At 65.3% G+C, this 24,046-nt stretch carries 23 protein-coding genes and 1 tRNA gene; 12 read left to right on the top strand and 12 right to left on the bottom strand.

The window, feature by feature from the left end; translation table 11 throughout:
• Window positions 1–423: 423 nt before the first annotated feature.
• The 10 genes from ASC78_RS10215 to ASC78_RS10170 form a co-directional block, all read right to left on the bottom strand.
• Window positions 424–918 (bottom strand): hypothetical protein, encoded by a 495-nt coding sequence (locus ASC78_RS10215; RefSeq protein WP_055800245.1) that lies wholly within the window; start codon window positions 916–918, stop codon window positions 424–426.
• Window positions 915–2,438, bottom strand: coding sequence for a YfjI family protein (locus ASC78_RS10210; protein ID WP_055800242.1), 1,524 nt, complete (start codon window positions 2,436–2,438; stop codon window positions 915–917). The genes ASC78_RS10215 and ASC78_RS10210 overlap by 4 nt, the downstream gene beginning before the upstream one ends.
• Complete coding sequence (locus ASC78_RS10205) at window positions 2,435–2,845, bottom strand: hypothetical protein (RefSeq protein ID WP_055800241.1); 411 nt, start codon at window positions 2,843–2,845, stop codon at window positions 2,435–2,437. The genes ASC78_RS10210 and ASC78_RS10205 overlap by 4 nt, the downstream gene beginning before the upstream one ends.
• The gene (locus ASC78_RS10200; protein ID WP_157634427.1) at window positions 2,832–3,194 is read right to left on the bottom strand and encodes a hypothetical protein; all 363 of its coding nucleotides are present in this window, start codon (window positions 3,192–3,194) and stop codon (window positions 2,832–2,834) included. Before ASC78_RS10200 ends, ASC78_RS10205 begins: the two co-directional genes overlap by 14 nt.
• A 9-nt stretch (window positions 3,195–3,203) precedes the next feature.
• Window positions 3,204–3,449 (bottom strand): helix-turn-helix transcriptional regulator, encoded by a 246-nt coding sequence (locus tag ASC78_RS10195; RefSeq protein ID WP_055800236.1) that lies wholly within the window; start codon window positions 3,447–3,449, stop codon window positions 3,204–3,206.
• A 99-nt stretch (window positions 3,450–3,548) separates the two neighbouring features.
• Window positions 3,549–4,088: a hypothetical protein gene (locus ASC78_RS10190; RefSeq protein ID WP_055800234.1), complete on the bottom strand. Its 540-nt coding sequence runs from the start codon at window positions 4,086–4,088 to the stop codon at window positions 3,549–3,551.
• A gap of 189 nt (window positions 4,089–4,277) precedes the next feature.
• On the bottom strand, window positions 4,278–5,519 hold the full coding sequence (locus ASC78_RS10185; RefSeq protein WP_055800231.1) for a tyrosine-type recombinase/integrase: 1,242 nt from the start codon (window positions 5,517–5,519) through the stop codon (window positions 4,278–4,280).
• A gap of 236 nt (window positions 5,520–5,755) precedes the next feature.
• A tRNA-Pro gene (locus ASC78_RS10180) sits at window positions 5,756–5,832 on the bottom strand.
• Window positions 5,833–5,867: 35 nt separating this feature from the next.
• Window positions 5,868–6,572 (bottom strand): glutathione binding-like protein, encoded by a 705-nt coding sequence (locus tag ASC78_RS10175; RefSeq protein ID WP_055800228.1) that lies wholly within the window; start codon window positions 6,570–6,572, stop codon window positions 5,868–5,870.
• A gap of 115 nt (window positions 6,573–6,687) precedes the next feature.
• Complete coding sequence (locus ASC78_RS10170) at window positions 6,688–8,367, bottom strand: FAD-dependent oxidoreductase (RefSeq protein ID WP_200934292.1); 1,680 nt, start codon at window positions 8,365–8,367, stop codon at window positions 6,688–6,690.
• A 164-nt stretch (window positions 8,368–8,531) separates the two neighbouring features.
• Here ASC78_RS10170 and ASC78_RS10165 point away from each other — a divergent pair, with 164 nt between their 5' ends.
• The 5 genes from ASC78_RS10165 (at window position 8,532) to ASC78_RS10145 (ending at window position 14,285) form a co-directional block, all read left to right on the top strand.
• Window positions 8,532–9,401, top strand: a complete 870-nt coding sequence (locus ASC78_RS10165) for a GNAT family N-acetyltransferase (protein WP_055800225.1) — start codon at window positions 8,532–8,534, stop codon at window positions 9,399–9,401.
• Entirely contained in the window at window positions 9,398–11,716 is a 2,319-nt protein-coding gene (gene ppk1, locus ASC78_RS10160) for a polyphosphate kinase 1 (protein WP_055800222.1), read from the top strand. Before ASC78_RS10165 ends, ppk1 begins: the two co-directional genes overlap by 4 nt.
• A 19-nt stretch (window positions 11,717–11,735) precedes the next feature.
• Window positions 11,736–12,197, top strand: a complete 462-nt coding sequence (locus ASC78_RS10155) for a SixA phosphatase family protein (protein WP_055800219.1) — start codon at window positions 11,736–11,738, stop codon at window positions 12,195–12,197.
• Between the two features lie 223 nt (window positions 12,198–12,420).
• Window positions 12,421–13,287, top strand: a complete 867-nt coding sequence (locus ASC78_RS10150) for a hypothetical protein (protein WP_055800216.1) — start codon at window positions 12,421–12,423, stop codon at window positions 13,285–13,287.
• A gap of 194 nt (window positions 13,288–13,481) precedes the next feature.
• Window positions 13,482–14,285, top strand: coding sequence for a hypothetical protein (locus ASC78_RS10145; protein ID WP_235505047.1), 804 nt, complete (start codon window positions 13,482–13,484; stop codon window positions 14,283–14,285).
• Between the two features lie 6 nt (window positions 14,286–14,291).
• Here ASC78_RS10145 and ASC78_RS10140 read toward each other — a convergent pair whose 3' ends face one another.
• On the bottom strand, window positions 14,292–15,812 hold the full coding sequence (locus ASC78_RS10140; RefSeq protein WP_055800213.1) for a Ppx/GppA phosphatase family protein: 1,521 nt from the start codon (window positions 15,810–15,812) through the stop codon (window positions 14,292–14,294).
• Window positions 15,813–16,065: 253 nt separating this feature from the next.
• Between ASC78_RS10140 and pstS the strand changes: the two genes are divergently transcribed.
• The 7 genes from pstS to phoR are packed head-to-tail and all read left to right on the top strand — an operon-like array spanning window position 16,066 to window position 22,712.
• The gene (gene pstS, locus ASC78_RS10135) at window positions 16,066–17,103 is read left to right on the top strand and encodes a phosphate ABC transporter substrate-binding protein PstS (RefSeq protein ID WP_055800211.1); all 1,038 of its coding nucleotides are present in this window, start codon (window positions 16,066–16,068) and stop codon (window positions 17,101–17,103) included.
• Between the two features lie 34 nt (window positions 17,104–17,137).
• Window positions 17,138–18,217 (top strand): phosphate ABC transporter permease subunit PstC, encoded by a 1,080-nt coding sequence (gene pstC / locus ASC78_RS10130; protein WP_157634426.1) that lies wholly within the window; start codon window positions 17,138–17,140, stop codon window positions 18,215–18,217.
• Window positions 18,214–19,098, top strand: coding sequence for a phosphate ABC transporter permease PstA (pstA, locus tag ASC78_RS10125; protein WP_082517494.1), 885 nt, complete (start codon window positions 18,214–18,216; stop codon window positions 19,096–19,098). The genes pstC and pstA overlap by 4 nt, the downstream gene beginning before the upstream one ends.
• A 14-nt stretch (window positions 19,099–19,112) precedes the next feature.
• A complete protein-coding gene (gene pstB, locus ASC78_RS10120) occupies window positions 19,113–19,892 on the top strand; it encodes a phosphate ABC transporter ATP-binding protein PstB (RefSeq protein WP_055800207.1) in 780 nt (259 codons plus the stop codon).
• A gap of 16 nt (window positions 19,893–19,908) precedes the next feature.
• A complete protein-coding gene (gene phoU, locus ASC78_RS10115; RefSeq protein WP_055800204.1) occupies window positions 19,909–20,610 on the top strand; it encodes a phosphate signaling complex protein PhoU in 702 nt (233 codons plus the stop codon).
• A 27-nt stretch (window positions 20,611–20,637) separates the two neighbouring features.
• On the top strand, window positions 20,638–21,330 hold the full coding sequence (gene phoB, locus ASC78_RS10110) for a phosphate regulon transcriptional regulator PhoB (protein WP_055800201.1): 693 nt from the start codon (window positions 20,638–20,640) through the stop codon (window positions 21,328–21,330).
• A gap of 44 nt (window positions 21,331–21,374) precedes the next feature.
• On the top strand, window positions 21,375–22,712 hold the full coding sequence (gene phoR, locus ASC78_RS10105; protein ID WP_082517493.1) for a phosphate regulon sensor histidine kinase PhoR: 1,338 nt from the start codon (window positions 21,375–21,377) through the stop codon (window positions 22,710–22,712).
• Here phoR and ASC78_RS10100 read toward each other — a convergent pair.
• Window positions 22,701–24,044, bottom strand: a complete 1,344-nt coding sequence (locus ASC78_RS10100; protein ID WP_055800198.1) for an MATE family efflux transporter — start codon at window positions 24,042–24,044, stop codon at window positions 22,701–22,703. The genes phoR and ASC78_RS10100 overlap by 12 nt on opposite strands.
• Between the last annotated feature and the right edge of the window lie 2 nt (window positions 24,045–24,046).

The raw sequence follows: 24,046 nt of genomic DNA, 5'->3' as shown, positions 1-24,046 counted from the left end.
GACAAACTTCCCAAGCGGGGTTAGACAGGGCGCCCATGTGCAGCCCATGCCGAACGCTGCCGTCGGGCAGCCCCCGAAAAAATCAACGAGAACGAACCTTCGGCATTGGACGGCGGCGTCGCGTGATTCGGAACCATGTGCGGGCCGCATTGGTTCACCGCTGGATCATCAAGGCTTCGGTCAGCCGTCTTCAACGCCCGTGAAGAGGGTGGACCGCGGCGATTACTTTTCGTGCCCTGTGAAGAGAGGGGTGGACCCCGCATGGAGAGAGGCCTACGGGGCGCAAGCTTGTCGAAGCAGGCAGCTGTCTTTTTGCAGGCCATTCGGAGCGCCTAACGAGTTGATCCGCCGCGAGCTGAGCCTGGGACAAACCTGCGTTTACGAAGCCGCGACCCTTCATGTCCAAGCGGACTCAAAGGTGTTCTAGGTTCGCAGAGCGTGTGCCGCAAGATCCTCCTTTGTCCGACCCGAGTCGAACGCGGGGCATCGCTGGGGCAGTTCGAGGAGGGCGGTCGACACAATCGGTCCGCCCACTGCCGCCAGTAGCCATGCGCCGCAGCGCCGGCCGCTGAGGTGCGCGCACTCCAGGCACAGCCGCCGGTCGTCACCGTCCCGGTCACGGATCACCAGGCGGTCGGCCAGCGCCTCGGCCTCGATCAGAGAGAGCCCCTTGTCGGTGAACCTCGCCAGCCGCGCGGTGAAGCGGTCGATCTCCGCGCCAGTCATGGCATCACTGCAGGGCCAGCAATCGCGATCAGGGTCGAGGGCCGTGCCGTTCGCCTCGGGCGGCTCGGTCTCTGCGAAATTCCCGATCTGCCCCTGGGAGGGGGCTACGAAACCTACGAAACCCCCTTTTGTAGGTTTTGTAGGGTGGGGCGCAGGGCCGTTCTGATCTTTCAGTCGGGCAAGCCAGCTCATGGCGCCCCCTTCGCCGCCGGGTTGATGATGTAGCGCTCGCTGGGCCTGCCGCCCATCACACCTCCCTGCAGCACGACGCGCCGCAGCCAGTCGAAGTCGCACAGCAGGTCTGCCGCCTTACGCACCGCCTCCGGATCCGGCAGGCCCGACCATCCTTTCACAGCCACCTCGCGGGGTGCGAATGAATCACCCAGAGCCCCGCCCCTGAGTTTTTTCAGCAGCACCGCAGCCGCGCCCGTCGACGGCGTCACTGCTGCGCTGTACAGCCGCTGCGCGTGGCTGCGCAGGTAGTCGCCCCAGGCCAGGGCGCGAAGCAGCTCACGCTCGCCGATCACGCCGGCGTCGGGCGTGTCGATCAACGCGAACAAGAGTGCCAGCGCCGGAATCAGCTTGCGGTACTTCGCGAGGTGGCTTTCCATCGCCGGGTGCAGCTCGCCGCGTTTGAGTTCTTGCTCGAAGGGCGTGCGCCACTCCGCGAACAGGGCTTGCGCCACGGCATCGAACCGCCAGACCCTGGCTTCGGTCTCGCTTGCCGGCTGCAGGCATGCCAGTCGCTCGAACGCCGCCCATGCCCGCATCTTGGCGGGCGTGTCGGGCCATTGATCCACGTTGATGAACTCGCCGGCCGTGTCCGGCCACACGGTCAATGCGAAGCGCTGCAACAGGCCATCGTCGGCGCTGCCGCCCGACACCGCGCCGCGCACATACTCTTGGAGCCTGCCCGGCTGAATGCCGCCGAGCATGGCGAGGCAGACGCGCGGAATGTGCACCGTGCCGCGCCCGATACGGTCAAAGGTGTAGCCCTGATTCCCGTCATAGCTCTGCAGAAAAAAGGCGCGCGATCCCTCCTGGCCCGGCTTGTCCATGCCGGTCAGCAGGCCGTGCAACTCATCCCGATAGATCAGGGTGCCCCACGGGTTCGCCATCAGCATCTCGCCGAGCTTTTCGACGCTGGTGTCGTTCACGGTGTAGCGCCGCGCGACGGGCTCGGGCGCGGTGTCCACCGGCTCCAGCAGCGAACGTGCCGCCGCCGGGTCCTTGCCAGCGAGCCCCTTGGCCTTTTTCTCGCGCTCCGCACTTTGCAATGCGGCCAGCTTGCTGTCGAGCGCCCACGCCAGTCGCGCCGCTGTGTGCTGCTCAATCTCGGCGGCTTGCAGCTTGAGCAGCGGCTTCAGGACCTCGCTCAGGGCGGGGGACTTCATGACGCCGGGGCGGCCCACGATCAAGCCCCAGAGATTCGGGACCACCTGCCAGTCGTCGTACGCCTTGGGCTGCACCACCGCCCGCGCGCCCGCCAGGCTCGAAAGCGCCGTCACGGCGCCGACCGCCGGGAAGTCAGCGGGGCATTGCATCCTGTAGGCGATGTCGGCGACCCAGTCGCGCAGCGCCTCCGGCATCAGGTCGGGAGTGAAAGGCTGCACGGGGGGCAGCGCGTCAGGCAGAGGGGTCGGGTCGGGCCAGCCCGACGCAGCGGCATCGGCCTCCGCCATCGCGGCCCACACGTCGCTGTGGTCGTTCATACGGCCCTCCGCGCCAGTTCGATCCGCTGCCTGGCAAGGCACTCGCGTGCTGCGTCCGTCGGGCTGATGGATTTGCCCTTCACGCGGTCGTACGCGACGATGAAGAGCACTTGTTGCTCGATTTCGAGCGCCGCACCCAGTGCCGTGCGGGTGACGCCAGGCGCAGGCGGGGGGCGGCGCGGCTTGCCGTTCGCGGGGAACAGGTCGGGCATCGTCAGCCCGAGGGCGGCGACCACCCCCTGAGGGGGGCAGCCCGCGTGGCAGTGCACCAACACGCGGCCGTCATCACCTTCCTTGATCGACAGCGAGGGGCTGTGATCGTCATGCACCGGACAGCGCGCGGAGAAACCGGATCCGGATTTCTTGTAGGGTTCGAGGCGGAACAAGACGTTCTCAATCGGCGACATTGCGATCACCTTCGATGAAATTCAAAAAGCGCTCGCAGGCGTCGAGGTTGGCAAGGGGCTTGATGCAGCCCCACCGCATCGCGTAAAAGGCGGTAGCACCCTCTGCGGGGCTGCTGCGAACAAGCGCATGGCCAGCGATGGCGAACTGGGCCGCCAGGGTGGCGAAGCGCTTTTGGTCGTGTTCGGGAGGCACATTCACGTCAGTCCCCCCTGTGCTGACGCTACCAGGGCGCTCGGTGTTGATCGATTGCTCAGAAAAGAGGCACCCGGTAAACTGGCAGCGCTGATTTTTCTTGAGGGCCGTCCGGGATGTGTCCAGCATCCGGACGGCTTTTGTTTTGGGGGTCATGGCGCCCCCTTACAACGTCACGAGTTCGGCGCGCTTGGCGTGCAGGCGATGCACCAACTCGCGAATCTCGGCATCGGACTTGCCCGCGATGCGCGCGGCATTGATGGCCGAGACCTCGTAGTCGGGCAGCCCCACTGCCCTTTGACCAATTTTGATCGGCTTGGTGAGCAAGCCGGCGCGGACAGCGTTGTAGACGCTCGCGTTTGAGCGGTGCCCCATCTCTGCCTTGATGGAGGGGATTCTGAGAATCGGCATTTCTGTGCTCCTTCGTATTCGGCCTTGTTTGCCGTTGTGAGATAGGAGCGAATGTCCTTTTTCCAGACCTTCTCGGGGAGAGGGCAACAAATCGGGATTTCAGCCCCTCCCCCTGGGGCTCTCCCTGAGGCGCCTGACCTTCCGATAGGCGCTGAGGTTGTCTGCCAGACGATCCTTGACCAGTTTCGCCAGCCGCTCGGCGGGGAGCGGCACGCCCCTCGCGTCCTGTGCATAGAGCCTTGCAGTGACTTGACGCACGGCCTGCGTCAAGTTGAAGGGCCTGCCGCCAAGCTCCGCATACCACCTGTACCGCTCCACAAGGCCGTAGAGCTGTGTTGCGTGCGTGGGGGCGGGATTGCGGCGCTGGCCGCGCCCGAGCTTCTTGGTGGCCTGTTGGAATCTGTTCAACGCGCTTACCGCCTCTTGCTCGGCGCGCCACAGCGCGCGTTCCAGTTCGGAATTTTGAACTTCATAGAGCGAAGCCAAGGCCTGCCAGCGATCCCTGTTCGCTCGCAGTCGATCAAGTTCACTTCCCGATGAAGCAGCCTCGAGCGCGTCGTGGACTTCACCCAATATCTCGCGCTGAATACGGGCCTCAGCTTGAAGATCGGTCCAAGCGGGCTTAAAAGGTTCTTCCATAACAATGCTCACGTGAGGATGCCGACCCCATTTGAGGCCAGCGAGTTTTCGAAGGTCACCCTCAACCGGGCAAATACCTGACCATGCCCGAAGGGCGCTGCGTGGAGGCCTATCTCGGCTGAGAGTGATGGCCAGTTGGCCAGCACGGCAGGCAACACGTCACCCTGCCTAGTTGGGGGTCCTTGGTTTTCATGCCACGCGGCCAATCGGTATCACGTCCGCACCTGCCGCAAGCTTGTCCAGGTAGTCCGCCCACTTCTGCATCATGTCGGCCCGATGCTTTGCGTACTGGGTGCGGTTGTAGGCCCGGCCGTTCGCGTCCTTGACGGCATGGGCCAACTGAGCCTCGATCACCAGCGGTTCAACCTCCAGCACTTCGGCCAGCAGCGTGCGCGCCGTGGCACGGAAGCCATGCACGGTCTGCACGGTGGGGCCGTAGCCCAGGGTCAGCAGCGCGGCCCGCAGGGTGTTGTCGCTGATAGGCCGATCGTGACTCCGCTCGCCGGGGAACACCATGGCGCCATGCCCGGTGATCGGGTGCAGGTTGCGGAGAATTTCGATGGCCTGCCGCGGCAGCGGAACCAGGTGCGGGTCGCCGTGTTCCTTGCCGTCCTTGCGCCGCTTCATGCGCGCCGCCGGCACGGTCCACAAGGCCTTGTCGAGATCAATTTCTGACCATGCTGCGCCACGCAGTTCGTTCGGGCGCTGAAAAAGCATCGGAGCGAGTTGCAACGCAGCGCGCACGATCGGGCCACCTTGATAGGCCCGGATCACCCGAACCAGCTCGCCCAGCTTCACAGGGTCGGTAATTGCCGCGAAGTGGCGCTTCTTGTGCGGCGTGAGCGCGCCCTTGAGGTCGCCGGTGATGTCACGCGGTGCCCGCGCCGTGGCCACGGCGTAGCGCCAGACGGCGCGTGCGGTCATCAGCACCCGGTGGGCCACGTCGAGCGCACCGCGCTCCTCCACCCGGCGCAGCGCGGCCAGCAATTCGATCGGCTCGATCTCGCCGATACGCCGCGCCGCGAAGAGCGGGAACAGGTCTTTCTCGAGGTTGCGTTTTTCGCGGATGGCGTAGTGCGTGCTCCAGCGTGATTCGTGCTTGCCGAACCATTCCAGCGCGGTGGCCTTGAAGGTGTCCGACGCCACCACCTTGGCCTTCAGCTTGGCCATCTTGCGCGCCTCCACCGGGTCCCGGCCTCCGGCCTTTTGCAGTCTGGCGGCGTCGCGAGCCCTGCGCGCCGCCGTCAGGCTCACGTCGGGGTACCGTCCCAGCGCCAGCGCTTTCTCGGCGCCGGCAATCCGGTACTTCCAGAACCAGCGCCGCGATCCTGCCGGGCTGACCTGCAGGTACAGGCCGCCGGAATCGCTGAAGCGCGCCTGCCTCCGGTCTGGCGGGCATGTTGCGTTCCTGCATTGGGCGTCGGTCAACATGGGGGGCGACTCCGAGGGGTACAGCTCCAGCGGGGGCGATCGGGGGCGTTTCAGCTGGGGGGAGGGGGTACAGAGCTCTGCGTACCCCCAAATCACCCCTTTGCACCCCCATTTGTACCCCCACCCGGCGCTGGCAGTCAATGGAGCGCCCTGTTCATCCCTGTCCGCTAAGTCACGGATTTCCCAATGAAAAAGGCCGCTAGGTACATATACCTAGCGGCCTTTGTCTTTACTTATGGTCGGGGCGAAAGGATTCGAACCTTCGACCCTCTGGTCCCAAACCAGATGCGCTACCAGGCTGCGCTACACCCCGACAAGCCTTCTATTCTAGCCCGGATATTGGCCCTCTCAGCGTTTCTCGTATTGAGTCTTGCCGAAAAGGATCTCGCGCTCCTTGTCGCCGGTGATCGGCTGGCGCAGGTCGGCCAGCACTTTCACGCCGCGCTGCACGGCTGGACGCGCAGCAATGCCGTCGAACCAGGCCTTCAGGTGCGGGTAGTCGGTGAGGGTGATGCCCTGGTTTTCCCAACTGCGCAGCCACGGAAAGATGGCGATGTCGGCAATCGAATAGGTCTTGCCGGCGATGAACTTGTTCTTCGACAGCTGCTTGTCGATCACGCCATAGAGGCGCTTGGCCTCATTGCTGTAGCGCTCGATGGCATAGCCGATCTTCTCGGGCGCATACATGCGAAAGTGATGCGCTTGGCCAAGCATGGGGCCGACGCCGCCCATCTGGAACATGAGCCACTGCAGCACGTCGTAGCGCTCGCGGTCGCTTTTGGGCAGCAGCTTGCCGGTCTTGCCCGCCAGGTAGACGAGGATCGCACCCGATTCGAAGAGCGAGATCGGCTTGCCATCGGGACCGTCGGGATCGGTGATGGCCGGAATCTTGTTGTTGGGGCTGATCTGCAGAAAATCAGGGGTGAACTGGTCGCCCTTGCCGATGTTGATCGGCCGGGCGGTGTACGGCAGGCCGCACTCTTCCAACATGATGTGAATCTTGTGGCCGTTGGGCGTGGGCCATGAATAGACCTCGATAGGCGATGCAGGCATGTCGCGGGGCTCCAAATGTGAGCGGTGTGATTCGAGGCAGGCAGCATATACGCGGCCATTCAAACGCGCGCAGGCGCGGGAATTTCCCCAAGCGGCTGACGAACAGGGAAGCCGATCAGGCCACGGCTGAATTGGACGACAGATGCTGGTGGATCAGCGCGACCACGGCAGCGCCTTCGCCAATAGCGCCGCCCACGCGCTTGACCGAGCCGGAGCGCACGTCACCCACGGCAAACACACCGTGCACGCTGGCTTCGAGCGCCGTGGCCGGCCGCGCCGGAAAACCGCTGCTGGCCGCGCTGCCCGTCAGCACGAAGCCGTGCTTGTCGACCGACACACCGCAGCCGTCGAGCCAACTGGTCTCCGGTTCGGCGCCGACGAAAAGAAAGATATTGCGCGCCGCGCAGTCGTGTTCGAGCCCGGTGTCCTGGCAGCGCCATGTCGCACCCGTGAGGCCTTGCTCCGAGCCGCCGTTCAGCTTCACCAACTGCGTGTGCGGATGCAGTTCGATGTTGGGCGTAGCTTCGATGCGATCGATCAGGTAGCGCGACATGCTGGCCGTGAGCGAAGGGCCGCGCACCAGCACGTTGACCTTGGCCGCATGGCGCGACAGGAACACCGCAGCCTGGCCCGCCGAGTTGCCGCCGCCGACCAGCGCCACCTCCTGCTGCGAACAAAGCTTGGCTTCGATGGCCGACGCCCAGTACCAGATGCCGCGCCCTTCGAATTCGGAGAGCCGCGGCACATCGGGCCGGCGGTAGCGTGCACCGCTCGCAATCACCACCGTGCGCGCGTTGATGGTGCGGCCATCGGCAAGGGCGATGCGCAGGCTGCCAATCGGGTTGTCGCGCGTACAGTCCAGTGACGTGACCTTGGCCGGGATCAGCATCTCCACGCCGAACTTCTGCGCCTGCACGAAGGCGCGGCCCGCCAGCGCCTGGCCCGAGATGCCGGTGGGAAAGCCCAGATAGTTCTCGATGCGCGCGCTGGCACCGGCCTGGCCGCCGAAGGCGCGGCAGTCGAGCACGATCACGCGCAGCCCCTCGGAGGCCGCATACACTGCGGTCGCAAGGCCGGCGGGGCCGGCACCGACCACGGCCACGTCGTACAGCTCGTCGCGCTCTTCCGTGTCGACCATGCCCAAGCAGCGCGCCAGCGCATCCTCCGCCGGATTGACCAGTACCGAGCCATCAGGGCACACGGCCAGCAACTTGCAGGTGCCGTACTGTTCCAGCAGCGCCGCGGCATCAGGATCTTCTGCCGCATCGACCAAGTGATAGGGGTGGCCGTTGCGGCGAAGAAAGTTCTCCAGCCGCGCCATGTCCGGCGACTGCGGCTGGCCGATCAGCACCGGCCCGCTGGCGCCGGATTCGATCAGCGCCACGCGTCGCAGGATCAGCGCACGGGTGATGCGCTCGCCAAGATCGGCCTCGGCCACGAGAAGCGCGCGCAGCTGTGCCGGCGGGACGATCAGCGCTTCGACTTCTTCGTCGGCATGGCCATCGACCAGGGAAGGGCGGCCGCTCAACTGGCCTACTTCGGCAAGAAATTCGCCCGGGCCTTGTCGCACGATTGGCACCACGTGCCCCAGGCCGTCGCGCTGCGTGACCGCCACCACGCCCTTGAGCAGAACGAACATGCCGGGACTCGTCTCGCCAGCGGTGAACAGCCGCTCCCCGCGTGCAAAGCGCTGCACGGTTCCGAAGTGCGCAATGCGCGCGATCTCGGCGTCGCTCAGAACGGGAAAGGTCTGGTGAAGACGGTTGTCGAAATTGCTGCTTGCGGCTGTGGCCATGTACAGAAGCTCCTTGTCGCGAACCCCACGCATTAGACAACCAAGCGGCCCTCTCATGCGCATGCCCGTCGAACACGCTGTAACCCGCGTCATGCAAATGCAATGCCGCTGACATGCGGGTTTCACCGCAGGTGCAGAGACTCCATCGGCAGAAAGGGTTCCCCATGAAAGAACTGCCCAACCCGACGTTTCCGCTGTCGCAGATCGGCCTGCGCGCCGCCTGGTGGCCGGCTCCGGCCGCCGCGCGCACAGCGGTACCCGAGGCGCCCGCTGCCGTGCCGGTGCCGCCGGTCGTCGTCGATGCCAAGCAAGGTATCACCGTGAGCTGGGCGCGCCACCTGGACGAGGTGCGTGCGGCGCAACGCCTGCGCTACCAGGTGTTCGTCGGCGAAATGGGCGCGCGTGTGAGCACGCCGCTGGCGGGCCACGACATCGACCTGTTCGACGACTTCTGCGAGCATCTGCTGGTGCGCGAAGAACTCACGCAGCAAGTGATTGGTACTTACCGCGTACTCACGCCGGCCCAGGCCCGTCGCGTGGGCAGCACCTACAGCGACACCGAGTTCGACCTGACCCGCCTGCGCGACCTGCGCGAGCGCATGGTCGAGCTGGGCCGCAGCTGCGTGCATCCGGCCCATCGCCAGGGCGGCGTGATCCTCGCGCTGTGGGGTGCCCTGGCCGGGTTCATGCATCGCAACAAGCTCGACACGATGATCGGCTGCGCCAGCATTCCCATGTCGCACAACGGCGTGACCAGCGGTGATGCGGCAGCCAGCATCTGGCGCCAGCTGTCGGCCAGCCACATGGCGCCGATCCAGTACCAGGTGCAGCCCCGGCTGGCGCTGCCGATCGAAAGGCTGGATGGCGCGCTCGACGTGGAGCCGCCCGCGCTCATCAAGGGTTACCTGCGCCTGGGCGCCAAGGTGCTGGGCGCGCCGGCCTGGGATCCCGACTTCAACACCGCGGACCTGCCGATGCTGATGCGCATCGACGACCTGCCGGCACGCTACCGCAAGCACTTTCTCGGCGCATGAAACCGGCGGTTGCCCGGCCCGCTGCCAGGCCATCCGCCTCTTCGTCCAGCGTGGAGGAGCCGGGCGTTGGCCAGCCGGCGTCACAGGAGCGTCACGGAAACGTCACAAACGAGGGCGACACTGTCATATTTCCGCCTACATGTGCTCCCGTGCCGCTTGCTCCAGAATCAGTGCCCATGCAATCTGCTCCCGCTGACCGGACGCTGTCGTCCGCGGCATCGGCTTTCACGCTGCTCGACCGCGACCACAGCATCCTGTCTTTCAACGAGCGCGTGCTCGACTGGGCCCATCGGCCCGAGGTCCCGCTGATCGAGCGTCTTCGCTACCTGTGCATCGTTTCCTCTAACCTCGACGAGTTCTTCGAAGTGCGTGCCGCGCCGCACCTGATTGCCAGCAGTGCCGGCGACCAGAAGGGCAGCTACACCATCGAATCGTTCGAGCGCCTGGCCGAGGCAGCCCATACGCTGGTGGCGCGCCAGTACGCGCTTTACAACGACGAACTGATGCCGACCTTTGCAAAGCACGGCATCCACATCATTTCGCACGGCGAACGCAATGCGGCGCAGCGTAAATGGGTCAGCGAATATTTTGAGCGCGAAGTGCGCCCGCTCCTGATCCCGGTCGGATTGGATCCGGCACACCCGTTTCCGCAGGTGGCCAACAAGTCGCTCAACTTCATCGTGCGGCTCGGTGGCAAGGACGCCTTCGGACGCGAAAACCCGATCCAGATCGTCAAGGTGCCGCGTGTGCTGCCGCGCGTGATCCGCATGCCGGCCAAGGTGTCCGACGGCAAGACGCTGTTCGTGGCGCTTTCGAGCGTGGTGCGCGCGCACCTGTCCGGCATGTTCCCGGGGCGCGAGGTGGGCGACTTCTCGCAGTTCCGCGTTACCCGGCATTCCGATCTTGCGGTCGACGAGGAAGACGTCAAGAACCTGCGCACCGCATTGCGCCAGGGGCTGCAGCACCGGCACTACGGGCAAGCCGTGCGGCTCGAGGTGTCGGCCAGCTGCGCCGAATCGCTCGCGAGCTTTCTGCTGGCGCAGTTCAATCTGCCGGCGCAGGCGCTCTACCGCGTGCACGGACCGGTCAATCTGGCGCGGCTGACCCAATTGATCGATCTGCTGGAGGAGCCGCAGCTGCTCTTCCCGCCTTACGCCGCGTCGTATCCCGTCACGCTGTCTCCTGCGCAGTCGTTCTTCGAGCGGCTGCAGCGCGGCGACGTGCTGATCCACCAGCCCTTCGAGAGCTTCGATGGCGTGCTCGCGTTCTTGCGCGAAGCGGTGCAAGACCCGCAGGTGCTGGCCATCAAGCAGACCATCTACCGCACGGGCGCCGATTCCGAACTGATGGACCTGCTGCGCGAAGCCGTGCGCCGCGGCAAGGAAGTGACCGTGGTGGTGGAGCTCAAGGCCCGCTTCGACGAAGAGGCCAACATCAACTGGGCCGAAATGCTGGAGTCGATTGGCGCGCAGGTGGTGTATGGCGTGGTCGGCCTCAAGACCCACGCCAAGATGCTGCTGGTGACGCGCCGCGAAGGCAAGCAGATGCGCCGCTACGGCCATCTCTCCACCGGCAACTACAACCCGCGCACCGCCAGGCTCTACACCGACATCAGCCACCTGACGGCCGATCCGCTGCTGACGGCCGACATGGAAGCGGTGTTCGTCCATCTTGCCAGCCAGAGCCGGCTGCCCAAGCTCAACCGCATGTGGCTGGCGCCGTTCGACCTGCACAAGAATCTCATCTTGCAGATCGACGCCCTGAGCCTGGCCGCCGCCACTGGCGAGCCCACGCGCATCGTCGCCAAGATGAACGCGCTCACCGACGAGCAACTGGTGGCCGCACTCATGCGGGCGGGCCAGAGCGGGGTGAAGATCGACCTCATCGTGCGCGGCGCTTGCACCTTGCCGGCGCAGGTGCCGGGGCTGACCGACAACATCCGCGTGCGTTCGGTGATCGGCCGTTTTCTCGAACACTCGCGGGTCTTCTACTTTCGCAGCGGCGAGGAAGAATCGCTCTACCTTTCAAGCGCCGACTGGATGAACCGCAACATGATGCGGCGCATCGAGCTGGCTTGGCCCGTGACCGATCCCAGCCTTCGCCAGCGCCTGATCGACGAATGCCTGGTGGCTTACCTGCACGACGGGCGCGATGCCTGGGACCTGGGAGGCGACGGCATCTATACGCGCGTCGACCGCGACACCCATCCGGGCGAGGCGGGCGCCTCGCGCGTCATCGAAGCGCATGGCGCACAGACCGCGCTGATGAACCGATATGCATTGCGAGGCCACCACTCCGATGCATCCAGCAACTGACGACCGAAAGACCACAAGCATGGACTTGATCTTCTGGCGCCATGCCGAGGCCGAGGACTGGACCGAGGGCTGCGACGACCTGCAGCGCTCCCTTACCGGGCGCGGTGAAAAGCAGGCCAAGCGCATGGCCAGCTGGCTCGACCGGCAACTGCCCGATGGCACGCGCATCATCTGCAGCCCTGCACGGCGCTGCGAGCAGACCGTGCTCGCCCTCGGCCGCAAATACAAGCTGCGCTCCGAACTCGCGCCGGACACCACGCCCGAGGCCATGCTGGGCGCGGCCGGCTGGCCGAATGGCAAGTCGGTGGTGCTGATGGTCGGTCATCAGCCATCGGTGGGGCAGGCCATTTCTCTGCTTCTAGGCTTGAAGCAGGACAGCTGCCCGGTTCGCAAGGGTTCCCTGTGGTGGATCCGGACCCGCGAACGCGACGGCGACGTGCAGACCGTGGTCGTCACCGTGCAGTCGCCCGAGCTTCTCTAGCTCCCATAGCCGTCTTCGCGGCGGCAACCTTTGACCGCCTCTTTCGGGCAGGCGCTTTGTCATGGGGCCAGCCGGAGGCGGCGGGGCGCTTGTCTCCCGGGAGAAGGTGCGCACCGCTCATGTGCGCACGCAGCGCAATTTCTACAGTGACTCCACGGCAAGACGCCTTGCCCCGATGAGGGGAAGAAGCGGTTCCAGCCGGCCAATTCACTGGGGAACACGCATGAAACTGCTCCACCCGCTGCCAAAAAGCCTCACGAACATGCTGCGCCGAGACGCCTGCATGTCGTTGAATATGCTGACGCTTCTGCTCGTTGCCGCAGCCCTCCTGTCGGGCTGTGCGACGAACACCTCCCAGCCTGTGCTGAAGGCCCGCTACGAAGCTGCCCGCTCGATCGAGAAGGTCGAACTCATCTACAACGAGGAAGACCAGCTCATCGTCACGGACGGCGGTGGCTCCGGGTTGACGGGCTTCGCGGGGCTCCTGGGGCCCATCGGCGCGATATTGGCTCTGACCGTTGACACCAGCAGCCGGATGGGCATGGCCGCACGCACCGACCAGCGCAGCAAGGAGTTCACAGCGGCTTTGAAGAGCAGCGGCGCGGCCATGACACTCAACAGACAATTCGCGGAGCAACTGGCAACGCGCCTGCGCAGCAGCGGCCGCGAGGTGAAAGTGACGCCTTTCATGCGCGCGACCGGACAGCTCGCCGAGATGCAGGTGCCCGAACTCCGTCCCACGCCCGGCTACAGCACGCTGATCCTGCGAATCACGACGGCGTACAGCGCCGCTGATGCGACGTCGAGCTTCAAACCGTTCGTGCTGGTCGAGCAGCTGCTCCGCAACGAGCAGCAGGCAGTCATTCATCAGGCGTCCAGCTTCGCTGATGTGACTGAGCCGACCTACTTCATGTACGACGGCTTGCTCAAGGACACCGCAGGTGCCCATCAAGGGCTGAAGCAGGGGCTCGACCGGGTCGTGCAGCCGGCCTATGCAGGCATGTTCGGGGACGAGGAGCCGCGCACGGTTCGGGCGGCCTCGACCCAGACAGCTGCCTCGAGCTCAACTGAAGCTGCGCAAGCCCGCTGAGTTCTTGGCGCAATGCATGAGAACTTAGTGCGTTAAATCTGCGCCGGACGAGAACTTTTTAACGAAATCTCAAGGGCCGGAACGAGGCCAGGCTGGCATACTGCCCGGGCCAGATGCATTTAGTCACAAATAGCATCGATAACTTACAAAGTGGGCGGCGAACGCTGCCGCAACGGTCCTTCCCCGCAGTCGCCATGAAAACGCTTGTATTCCTGCTTGCAGCCGCGGCCCTCCTGGCCGGATGTGCGACACACCAGCCCGAGCTGCAGGCACGGCCTGAGGCCACTCGATCGCTGGCAAAGATCGAACTCCTCTACAACGAAGAAGACCAGTTCACCGTGGTGGACGGCGGCGGTTCCGCCATTGTGGGCTTGGCCGGGTTTCTGGGACCCGTCGGCACGCTGGTGTCGCTTGGCTTCGAAGTGGGCAGCCGGGCGAACCTGGGCGAGCGCAACGCGCGGCGCAGCAAGGAATTCATGGCGGCCCTGAAGAACGACAGCACGGCCGCGCCGTCACTCAGCAGGCAGTTCGCGGAAAATTTTGCGGCGCGACTGCGGGAGAGCGGCCGCGAAGTGAAGCTGACACCTGCCTACCGCGTGAACGGACCAGTTGCCGAGATGCGGGCGCTCGGACATCGGCCCACGCCCGGCTACGGCACGTTGACGATGCGGATCACGGCGGCGTACGGCGCACCCGACTCCACGTCGAGCTTCAAGCCCTTCGTCGCGGTCGAGCAGGTGCTGCGGGACGAGCAGCAGTCGGTGGTGTACCAGGCAACCCACACCGCCGACCTGGCGCAACCGGCCTACTTCATGTATGAGGGCCTCCTCCAGGATTCCAAAGGAGCCCGTGAAGGGCTCAGGCAGGGCTTTGCACAGGCGGTGCAGCCGGCTTATTTGGTGATGTTCGGCGCCGACGAGCCGCGTCTTGCTGCCACCGCCGAGCCCACGCGTACGGCCGGCCTCGACGCAGCTTCAACGCAAAGCGACGTGAAGTGAAGCGCCTCAGCAGCCGCTGAGTTCCACGCGCCAGCTGCTGGTCTTCTGCCAGGCCAGCACTTCTTCGCGCAGCAGGTGCGCGGACTGCGGATAGGCGTCGGCCCAGTCGGGCGCGCAGGCGATCGTGAATGCCCTGGCGCCCAGCGCCGCGAGATGCAGTGCCTGCGGATCGGGGTCGCGGCGGGCGTGGCACAGGATCACCGCAAGGCGCAGCGACAGCAGCTGCATCACGAAGGTCTCGTCGTCCAGCGCGGCGTCGAGCTTGCGCAGCTTGCCGCGCTGCCCCAGCACCAGCTGGCCCAGCGCGTGCAGTTCGTTGACGGCAAAGCCGGGCGCGTCGGTGTTGTCCAGGATGTAGGCACCGTGCTTGTGATAGTCGCTGTGCGAAACCAGTGTGCCGATCTCGTGCAGCTGGGCCGCCCAGCCGAGCTTGCGCATCGCGCGACCGGCGCGGCTGCCGGAGCTGCCGCCGCGCGCGGCAGGTGCGAGCTGCGCGAACAGTGCCGCGGCTGTTTCTCCCACCCGCCGGGCTTGGGCCGTGTCGACAGCGAACCGGCTGGCCAGCCGCGCCACGGTGGCGGTGCGCATGTCGGCCACGCCTTCGTCGCGTTCCAGCAATTCGTAGAGCACGCCGTGGCGCAGCGCACCCTGGGCCACCTTCATTTCGTCGATGCCGAGCAGGTCGAACACCGCCCGCAGCACGCTCACGCCGCCGCCGATGACGGGCTTGCGGTCTTCGCGCATGCCGTCGATTCGCAGCTTGTCGGTGCTGCCGGCCTTCAACAGGCGGTCGACCAGCCAGTCGAGGCCGTCGCGGGTGATCAGGCCCGGCTCGCCGCCTGCCGCGGCCAGCACGTCGCCCACCGCGCCGATGGTCCCTGATGCGCCATAGGCCACGTCCCACTGGTCGCGGGTGTAACTCGATAGTGCGTCGTCCAGGACGGCCTTGGCTGCCACCTCGGCGGCCCGGAATGCCGCCGGGGTGAAGAGGCCTTCCGCGAAGTGCTTCATCGACCAGGCGACGCTGCCGACGCGGTAGGACTCCATCAGCTCGGCGTCCATTGCGCGGCCGATGATCATTTCCGTGGAGCGCCCGCCGATGTCCACCACCAGCCGGCGTTCCCGGTCGGAGGCGTCGGTGTGCGGCAGCATGTGCGCCACGCCCTGGTAGATCAGGCGGGCTTCTTCCCGGCCCGGAATCACGTCGATGCCAAACCCCAGGATGGTGCGCGCGCGCAACAAGAATTCTTCGCGGTTGCGCGCCTCGCGCAGCGTTTGAGTGGCCACGGCGCGCACCTGCGAGCGCTTGAACCCGGCCAGCCGCTCGCCAAAACGGGCGAGCGCGTCCCAGCCGCGCTGCATGGCTTCCGGCGTGAGATTGCGGGCGCTGTCCAGGCCATTGCCCTGGCGCACCGTTTCTTTCAGGTATTCGGTGCGGTGGATCTGGCCGTGGTCGACCTGGCCGATCTCGAGCCTGAAGCTGTTGGAGCCGAGATCGACTGCGGCGAGGCGGGTGCCGTTTTGCATGTAGTTGTAGTGAAGAGGGCGGTATCTCTGATCGTAGCGCCGTGACAGGTGCGCCGCCCCCCGCGATTCGCCGGTGGCGAGGTTCGAAAGGCTAGGCGCGGCGAATGACGTTTGTGTGACAGCGTCACAAACGCCGAGAGGGAGCAGCGCCATTTTCCCTCGACGGCCGGGTGTCACACCGATGTCACACAAGCTTCCTAGAGTCCGTTCCAAGCCCGAAAGGGACTACTTCTTACTTCTAAACGGAAGCCATATGAAAACGACTTTCAAATTTGCAGCCGCCGGCCTCGTCGCCGCGGTCTTCGCCCATGTTCCCGCTTTCGCACAAGACGTGACCGGCGCCGGCGCCAGCTTCCCGGCACCGCTGTACGCCAAGTGGGCCTCCGATTTCAACAAGGCCACCGGCGTCAAGATCAACTACCAGTCGGTCGGCTCGGGTGCCGGCCTGAAGCAGATCGAAGCCAAGACGGTCGATTTCGGTGCTTCCGATGCGCCCCTGAAGGACGAAGAACTCCAGTCCAAGGGCCTGATGCAGTTCCCCACCGTCATCGGTGGCGTTATTCCCGTGGTGAACATTCCCGGCATCAAGCCCGGCGAGCTGAAGCTCAACGGCCAGGTGCTGGGCGACATCTACCTGGGCAAGATCACCAAGTGGAACGACCCCGCCATCAAGGCGCTGAACGGCTCGCTGGCCCTGCCGGACGCCGCCATTGCGCCGGTTCGTCGCGCCGACGGCTCGGGCACCAGCTTCCTGTTCACCAATTACCTGAGCAAGGTCAACGCCGAGTGGAAGACCAAGGTCGGCGAAGGCACGGCCGTGAACTGGCCGACCGGTGCGGGCGGCAAGGGCAATGAAGGCGTCGCCGCTTTCGTGAACCGCCTGCCCAATTCGATCGGCTACGTCGAGTACGCCTACGTCAAGCAGAACAAGATGACCTACGCCCAGCTGCAGAACGCGGCCGGCAACTTCGTCTCGCCCGACGACAGCGCCTTCAAGGCCGCTGCCGCCGCCGCCGACTGGAACAAGAGCTTCTACCAGGTGCTGACCAACCAGGCCGACAAGGGCGCATGGCCCATCACCGGCGCCACCTTCATCCTGCTGCACAAGGTGCAGGACAAGCCCGCCAACGCGACCACCGTGCTCAAGTTCTTCGACTGGGCTTACAAGGGTGGCGACAAGACCGCCGACGACCTCGACTACGTGCCGATGCCCGACAGCGTCAAGGCCACGATTGCCAAGTCATGGGGCGAGGTGAAGGACGCATCGGGCAAGCCGGTCGCGTTCAAGTAAGCAACCCACCCATCAAGCCAGGAACGGCGCATTCATGAGCAGCACTTCGCTCAAGGATGCGCCGCCTTCGTCATTGCCGGAGCGACCCGTGTCATCCACTTATCCTGCTTCCGCATCCACGCTCGACCTCGCGTCAGAGCGCGGCCGCGCCACTGCTCCACCGCCCGCCAAGGCTCCGCGTTCCGGCCCCATGGCCGACCGCATCTTCGGCTGGGCCGCCAAGGGCGCCGCGTTGCTCACGCTCGCGATGCTGATCGGCATCCTGCTGTCGCTGATCGCCGGCGCATGGCCCGCCATTTCGAAGTACGGCCTCGGCTTTCTCACCAGCAGCGTGTGGGACCCGGTGCAGAACGAGTACGGCGGCCTGGTCATGATCTACGGCACGCTGGCCACGTCGATCATCGCGCTGGTGATCGCAGTGCCGGTGAGCTTCGGCATTGCGCTGTTCCTGACTGAACTTTCGCCCAACTGGCTCAAGCGCCCGCTGGGTACGGCCATCGAACTGCTCGCTGCCGTGCCGTCCATCGTGTACGGCATGTGGGGCCTGCTGGTGTTCGGCCCGATTCTCTCCACCTGGGTGCAGCAGCCGCTGCAGAAGCTGCTTGCCGGCGTGCCATACCTCGGCGCGCTGGTGTCCGGCCCGCCGGTGGGCATCGGCATTCTGTCGGCCGGCATCATCCTCGCGATCATGATCATTCCGTTCATCGCCTCGGTGATGCGCGACGTGTTCGAAGTGACGCCGCCGCTGCTCAAGGAGTCGGCCTATGGTCTCGGCTCCACGACGTGGGAAGTGGTCTCGAAGGTCGTGCTGCCCTACACCAAGGCCGGCGTGATCGGCGGCATCATGCTCGGCCTTGGCCGTGCGTTGGGTGAAACGATGGCGGTCACCTTCGTCATCGGCAACATGAACCAGCTCAATTCGCTTTCCGTGTTCGAGGCTGCCAACAGCATCACCTCGGCACTTGCCAATGAGTTTGCCGAAGCCGGCGCGGGCCTGCACCAGGCTGCGCTGATGTATCTCGGCCTGGTGCTGTTCTTCATCACCTTCGTCGTGCTGACGCTCTCGAAGGTGCTGCTGGCCCAGATGAAGAAGAGCGAAGGGACGAAGTCGTGAGCACTGCTGAAAGCCTCTTGAGCGCGAAGGCGCTCGCCGAAACCCGCCAGGCCAAGTTTGCCGCGCGCAACCGCGTCAACAAGATCGCGCTCACGCTGTCGCTCGCGGCAATGGTGTTCGGCGTGTTCTGGCTGGTCTGGATCTTGTGGGAAACGCTGCGCCTGGGCATCGGCGGCCTGGCGCTCGCCACCTTCACCGAAATGACGCCTCCGCCGAACGAAGTTGGCGGCATCGCCAACGCGATCTTCGGCTCGTTCGTGATGGTGGGGCTTGCCACCTTCGTGGGCACGCCGATCGGCATCATGGCCGGCATCTACCTGGCCGAATACAACACCAAGGGCTGGCTCGCCTCGGTCACGCGCTTCGTCAACGACATCCTGCTGTCGGCGCCCTCGATCGTGATCGGCCTGTTCGTCTACGCCGTGGTGGTGGCCTATTTCAAGACCTTCTCGGGTCTTGCGGGTGCACTGTCGCTGGCGCTGATCGTGATCCCGGTGGTGATTCGCACCACCGAGAACATGCTGCAGCTGGTGCCGCCGGGGCTGCGCGAAGCGGCCTACGCCCTCGGCGCGCCGAAGTGGAAGGTCATCCTGAGCATCACGCTGCGCGCCGCACGCGCTGGTGTGGTCACAGGCGTGCTGCTTGCCGTGGCGCGCATCGCCGGCGAAACCGCGCCGCTGCTCTTCACCGCGCTGAACAACCAGTTCTGGACCGCCGACATCAGCCAGCCAATGGCCAGCCTGCCGGTCACGATTTTCAAGTTCGCGATGAGCCCGTACGAGAACTGGCAACAGCTGGCGTGGGCCGGCGTGTTCCTGATCACCGTCGCCGTGCTCGCCCTCAATATCCTGGCGCGTGTGCTGACGCGCAACAAACACTGAAGAAGAAGTCACCCATGCCAACTACCGTCGCACAACCGTCGCGCTCGAAGATCTCGGTCAAGGACCTGAACTTCTACTACGGCAAATTCCACGCGCTCAAGGGCATCAACCTCGAGATCCCCGAGAACAAGGTCACTGCCTTCATCGGTCCGTCGGGCTGCGGCAAGTCGACCCTGCTGCGCACCTTCAATCGCATGTTCGAGCTCTATCCCGAGCAGCGCGCCGAGGGCACCATTGCCCTGGACGGCGAGAACCTGCTCACGTCCAAACAGGACGTGGCGCTGATTCGCGCAAAGATCGGCATGGTGTTCCAGAAGCCTACGCCGTTCCCGATGTCGATCTACGACAACATCGCCTTCGGCGTGAAGCTGTTCGAGAACCTGAGCGCGAGCGAAATGGACGACCGCGTCGAGTGGGCCCTGAAGAAGGCCGCTCTTTGGACCGAGGTGCGCGACAAGCTGCAGCAAAGCGGCTCGGGGCTTTCCGGCGGTCAGCAGCAGCGCCTGTGCATTGCCCGCGGCATTGCCATCAAGCCTGAAGTGCTGCTGCTCGACGAACCCTGCTCCGCACTCGACCCGATCTCGACCGCGAAGATCGAGGAGTTGATTGCCGAGCTGAAAAACGAGTACACCGTGGTCATCGTGACGCACAACATGCAGCAGGCCGCACGCTGCAGCGACTACACCGCCTACATGTACCTGGGCGACCTGATCGAGTTCGGCGCGACGGAACAGATGTTCTTCAAGCCGCAGCGCAAGGAGACCGAGGACTACATCACTGGCCGTTTCGGCTGATGACAAGGAGGCACACATGACTGAAAAACATCTCTCCAGCCAGTTCGACAGCGAACTCAACGGCGTTTCGTCGCGCGTGATGGAGCTCGGCGGCATGGTCGAGGCGCAGATCCACCAAGCCGTGTATGCGCTGCTGCAGTTCGACCCCGAAGCGGCCGACCGCGTGATGGAAACCGAGCACCGCGTCAACGCGATGGAGATCGAGATCGACCGCGAGTTGTCGTCGATCATCGCGCGGCGCCAGCCGACGGCGCGCGACCTGCGCCTCTTGATCGCCATCTCCAAGACCACCGCCAATCTGGAGCGCGTGGGCGACGAGGCCAACAAGATCGCACGCATGGTCAAGTCGATCATCGAGAGCGGCTCCGCCCGCGCTCTGCCCTCGAACGAACTGCGCATTGCCGCCGACCTGGCCTCGGGTCTGCTGCGCACCGCGCTCGACGCGTTCGCGCGCCTGGACACGGCCGCCGCGCTGTCGATCCTGAAGGACGACGACCTGATCGACAAGGAGTTCGACGGCTTCGTGCGCAAGCTGGTCACCTACATGATGGAAGACCCGCGCACGATCTCGGCCAGCCTCGACTTGCTGTTCCTGGCCAAGGCCATCGAGCGCATCGGCGACCACGCCAAGAACATCGCCGAGTTCATCATCTACATCGTCAAGGGCGCCGATGTGCGGCACACTTCGATGCAAGAGATCGAATCGGCGCTGAAGTAACAACGAGCGCCAGACTCCCAAGAAAGCATGAAGAAACCCCGAGTCCTGATCGTAGAAGACGAGTCGTCGATCGCCGAGCTGATCGCCGTCAACCTGCGCCACAACGGCTTCGAGCCGATCTGGTCGGAGGATGGCGCGGCTGCGCAGCGCGAGATCGACGCCTTCTTGCCGGATCTGATCCTGCTCGACTGGATGCTGCCGGGCCAGAGCGGCCTGCAGCTCGCACGCCAGTGGCGCAAGGATGCGCGCACCAAGGCGATCCCCATCCTGATGCTGACGGCGCGAGGCGACGAACCCGACAAGGTGGCGGGCCTGGATGCGGGCGCCGACGACTACATCACCAAGCCGTTCTCCACGCAGGAAATGCTCGCGCGCATCCGCGCCGTGCTGCGCCGCCGCGCGCCCGAGGTGGTCACGGAGCGCGTGGAAATCGGCGAGCTTGCGCTCGACACCGCCACGCACCGCGTTACCTGGCAGGGCAATGCGCTCAAGGTGGGGCCGACTGAGTTCAAGCTGCTGGCCTATCTGATGCAGCACGCGGAGCGCGTGCACAGCCGCGCGCAGCTGCTCGACAAGGTCTGGGGTGACCACGTCTACATCGAGGAGCGCACGGTTGACGTGCACGTCAAGCGCCTGCGCGAATCGCTGGGCGCCGCTTCGCCCATGGTTGAAACGGTTCGCGGAGCCGGCTATCGCCTGACGGCCCAAGTCACGGTTTGATCGCGCCGGCTTTCATGGTCCGCGGGCGCGGATAATCGCCCGCCATGCCTTTCCGTATTGCTACATTTCTCATAGCGTCCATTGCAATAGGTGTGGGCGCTGGCGCTATTTTTGGCTGGAAGTTCGGATGGCTGGGCGCCTGGCTGGGCGCGGCGCTGTGGCTCGCTCTCGATGCATGGCGGGCCGAGCGCCTTCTGCAGGTGCTGCGCAACAACGCGGCGGGCCTGCCGACGCGCGGAGCCGGTGTTTGGGGCGAACTCTCCGAGCGCATCCGCAAGCTGCTGCGCGAACGCGAGCAGCAGACACGGCAGGCCGAAGACCGGCTGCAGGAGTTCCTGGCGGCCATCCAGGCCTCGCCCAACGGCGTGATCCTGCTGGACGAACAGGGCCGCATCGAATGGTGCAACCAGACGGCGGCCAGCCAGTTCGGCATCGATGCCGAGCGCGATCTCCTGCAGCATCTTGCCAACCTGGTGCGCGACCCGGCCTTCGTGGCCTACCTTGCGTCGTGGAACTACAGCCGCGACGTCGTCATTGACGCTTCCGGCCAAGGGCAGGCGCAGCACCGCAGCCATCCGGTGCGTCTGTCGGTGCAGGTGCATCCGTATGCGGGCAATCGCCGCATGCTGCTGACGCGCGACATCACGGCGCTGGAGCAGGCCGAAGCCATGCGGCGCGATTTCGTCGCCAACGTTTCGCACGAGATTCGCACGCCGCTCACGGTGTTGGCAGGCTTCGTCGAAACCCTGCAGAACCTGCCGCTCGATGCCGACGAGCGCGCACGGTATCTCTCGCTGATGAGCCAGCAGTCGCACCGCATGGAAACGCTGGTGAACGACCTGCTGACGCTCTCGCGGCTGGAGGGCAGTGCGGCGCCGTCCGGCAACCAGTGGATCCGCATTCGTGCGCTCATGGCGCATTGCGAGGACGAGGCGCGCGGGCTGTCGGGCCGGCTGGCGCCGCAGGGCCATCGCCTTTCGTTCGACATCGAGGCCGAGTCCGAAATCTCCGGTGCGCCGACCGAACTCCAGAGCGCCATGTCGAACCTGCTGAGCAATGCCATCCGCTACACGCCAGGTGGCGGCGAGGTGGCGGTGAGCTGGCGGCTTCTGCCTGACGGACGTGGCGAATACGCAGTGCGCGACACCGGCCCAGGCATTGCCGCGGAGCACATTCCACGGCTGACCGAGCGCTTCTATCGCATCGACCGCAGCCGCTCGCGCGAGACCGGCGGAACCGGGCTGGGCCTTGCGATCGTGAAGCACATCGCGCAGCGGCATGGCGCCGAGTTGCGCATCCAGAGCACGGTGGGCAAGGGCTCTCGCTTTGCGCTGGTGTTCCCGGCCACCCGGGTGCGTGAAGCGCGGGTGCTAGCGAAGTGAGCGCCGCATCGTCCACCGCAGCAGCGCGCCGAACAGCACGGCTGTGACCGCGAGCGCGCCCGTGCTCATGAGCCAGAACGCCAAGGGCGACTGCATCGCGGGCCAGGGGCCGAGCCCGCGGTAGGCCAAGAGGTAGCTCCCGCCGAGCCCGAACCCCCAAAGCAGTGTGCAATAGATGACCAGCGGCACCAGCGTGACCCGGTAGCAGCGCAGCACGAAAACGCAGAGCGTTTGCAGAGCATCGGCAAAGTGGTAGGCCGCGACCACCAGCAGCAGCGCCGCGGCAAGGGCAATCACGGCTGGGTTGTCGGAATACACATGCGCCAGTTGGAAGCGCAGCGCCACCAGCGCGCCCGCGAAGAACAGGGCACAAAGCGCAGTGAGCTCAAAGCCCATGCGGCAGGCGCGGCGGGCCTTGGCAGACTGTCCGGCACCGAGCCAGAAGCTCACCCGCGCGCTGGTGGCAATGCCGAGCGAGAGCGGCACCATGTAGGCGACCGCCAGCAGGTTCGAGGCGATCTGGTGCGCGGCGGCCGCGGCCGTGCCCAGGCGAGCGATGAAGAGCGCCATCAGCGTGAATGAAGTCACTTCCACCAGCACCGCGAGGCCGCCCGGAATGCCCAGGCTCGCGAACTGGCGAATCTGCCGCCAGTCGGGTGCTTCGATGCGCTCCCAGAGCCGGTAGTCCTTGTAGAAGGAGCTGCTGCGCAGGAGCCAGACTGCGCAGGCCAGCATGCTCCAGTTCACGCACAGCGTGGCCCAGGCGCAGCCCACCAGCCCCATGGCCGGCAGGCCGGCACCGCCGAAGGTGAACCAGATCGACAGCGGCAGCTTCACGAACAGCGAACCCAGCTGAAGCCAGGTCACGACTTGCGGCTTGCCGAGGCTCTGGTTTAGCGTGCTGAAAAGACGGAAGAGAAGGGCGGGCGGAAGCGCGAAGGCGAGCACCGCGAGGTATGCCTCCACGCCGGCGCGCATCTCGGGAGGCACCTGGGTCCAGCGCAACACCGCGCCGGGGAACAGCAGCACGGCCATGCCGATGGCGATGGTGATGCCGCTCAGGTAGAGCGACTGTCGCACGGAGCGGCCCACTTCACTCCTGCGGTCGGCGCCGTGCAGTTCGGCCCAGACCGGCAGCAACGCCTGCAGCACGCCCATCAGCGAAACGAACACGCTGATGAAGATGGCCGCGCCCACCGACAGCGCGGCCAGCGCGCTCTCTGCATAGCGGCCGGCCACGATGGTGTCGGTTACGCCGAACGCCATCACGGCCAACTGGCCGACCAGCACCGTGCCGGCGTGCCGCGCGATCAGGCCTCGTTCGCCAATCACTT

Source organism: Variovorax sp. Root318D1, assembly GCF_001424835.1.
GTDB lineage: Bacteria > Pseudomonadota > Gammaproteobacteria > Burkholderiales > Burkholderiaceae_C > Variovorax.
Note: the sequence above shows the minus strand (reverse complement) of the source record. Positions and strands in the feature narration are given on the sequence as shown.

What these genes read in the sequence shown, in the direction of transcription:
- ASC78_RS10215 (WP_055800245.1), bottom strand. Translation starts at nt 918, where the DNA reads ATGAGCTGGCTTGCCCGACTGAAAGATCAGAACGGCCCTGCGCCCCAC.
- ASC78_RS10210 (WP_055800242.1), bottom strand. Translation starts at nt 2,438, where the DNA reads ATGAACGACCACAGCGACGTGTGGGCCGCGATGGCGGAGGCCGATGCC.
- ASC78_RS10205 (WP_055800241.1), bottom strand. Translation starts at nt 2,845, where the DNA reads ATGTCGCCGATTGAGAACGTCTTGTTCCGCCTCGAACCCTACAAGAAA.
- ASC78_RS10200 (WP_157634427.1), bottom strand. Translation starts at nt 3,194, where the DNA reads ATGACCCCCAAAACAAAAGCCGTCCGGATGCTGGACACATCCCGGACG.
- ASC78_RS10195 (WP_055800236.1), bottom strand. Translation starts at nt 3,449, where the DNA reads ATGCCGATTCTCAGAATCCCCTCCATCAAGGCAGAGATGGGGCACCGC.
- ASC78_RS10190 (WP_055800234.1), bottom strand. Translation starts at nt 4,088, where the DNA reads ATGGAAGAACCTTTTAAGCCCGCTTGGACCGATCTTCAAGCTGAGGCC.
- ASC78_RS10185 (WP_055800231.1), bottom strand. Translation starts at nt 5,519, where the DNA reads ATGTTGACCGACGCCCAATGCAGGAACGCAACATGCCCGCCAGACCGG.
- ASC78_RS10175 (WP_055800228.1), bottom strand. Translation starts at nt 6,572, where the DNA reads ATGCCTGCATCGCCTATCGAGGTCTATTCATGGCCCACGCCCAACGGC.
- ASC78_RS10170 (WP_200934292.1), bottom strand. Translation starts at nt 8,367, where the DNA reads ATGGCCACAGCCGCAAGCAGCAATTTCGACAACCGTCTTCACCAGACC.
- ASC78_RS10165 (WP_055800225.1), top strand. Translation starts at nt 8,532, where the DNA reads ATGAAAGAACTGCCCAACCCGACGTTTCCGCTGTCGCAGATCGGCCTG.
- ppk1 (WP_055800222.1), top strand. Translation starts at nt 9,398, where the DNA reads ATGAAACCGGCGGTTGCCCGGCCCGCTGCCAGGCCATCCGCCTCTTCG.
- ASC78_RS10155 (WP_055800219.1), top strand. Translation starts at nt 11,736, where the DNA reads ATGGACTTGATCTTCTGGCGCCATGCCGAGGCCGAGGACTGGACCGAG.
- ASC78_RS10150 (WP_055800216.1), top strand. Translation starts at nt 12,421, where the DNA reads ATGAAACTGCTCCACCCGCTGCCAAAAAGCCTCACGAACATGCTGCGC.
- ASC78_RS10145 (WP_235505047.1), top strand. Translation starts at nt 13,482, where the DNA reads ATGAAAACGCTTGTATTCCTGCTTGCAGCCGCGGCCCTCCTGGCCGGA.
- ASC78_RS10140 (WP_055800213.1), bottom strand. Translation starts at nt 15,812, where the DNA reads ATGCAAAACGGCACCCGCCTCGCCGCAGTCGATCTCGGCTCCAACAGC.
- pstS (WP_055800211.1), top strand. Translation starts at nt 16,066, where the DNA reads ATGAAAACGACTTTCAAATTTGCAGCCGCCGGCCTCGTCGCCGCGGTC.
- pstC (WP_157634426.1), top strand. Translation starts at nt 17,138, where the DNA reads ATGAGCAGCACTTCGCTCAAGGATGCGCCGCCTTCGTCATTGCCGGAG.
- pstB (WP_055800207.1), top strand. Translation starts at nt 19,113, where the DNA reads ATGCCAACTACCGTCGCACAACCGTCGCGCTCGAAGATCTCGGTCAAG.
- phoU (WP_055800204.1), top strand. Translation starts at nt 19,909, where the DNA reads ATGACTGAAAAACATCTCTCCAGCCAGTTCGACAGCGAACTCAACGGC.
- phoB (WP_055800201.1), top strand. Translation starts at nt 20,638, where the DNA reads ATGAAGAAACCCCGAGTCCTGATCGTAGAAGACGAGTCGTCGATCGCC.
- phoR (WP_082517493.1), top strand. Translation starts at nt 21,375, where the DNA reads ATGCCTTTCCGTATTGCTACATTTCTCATAGCGTCCATTGCAATAGGT.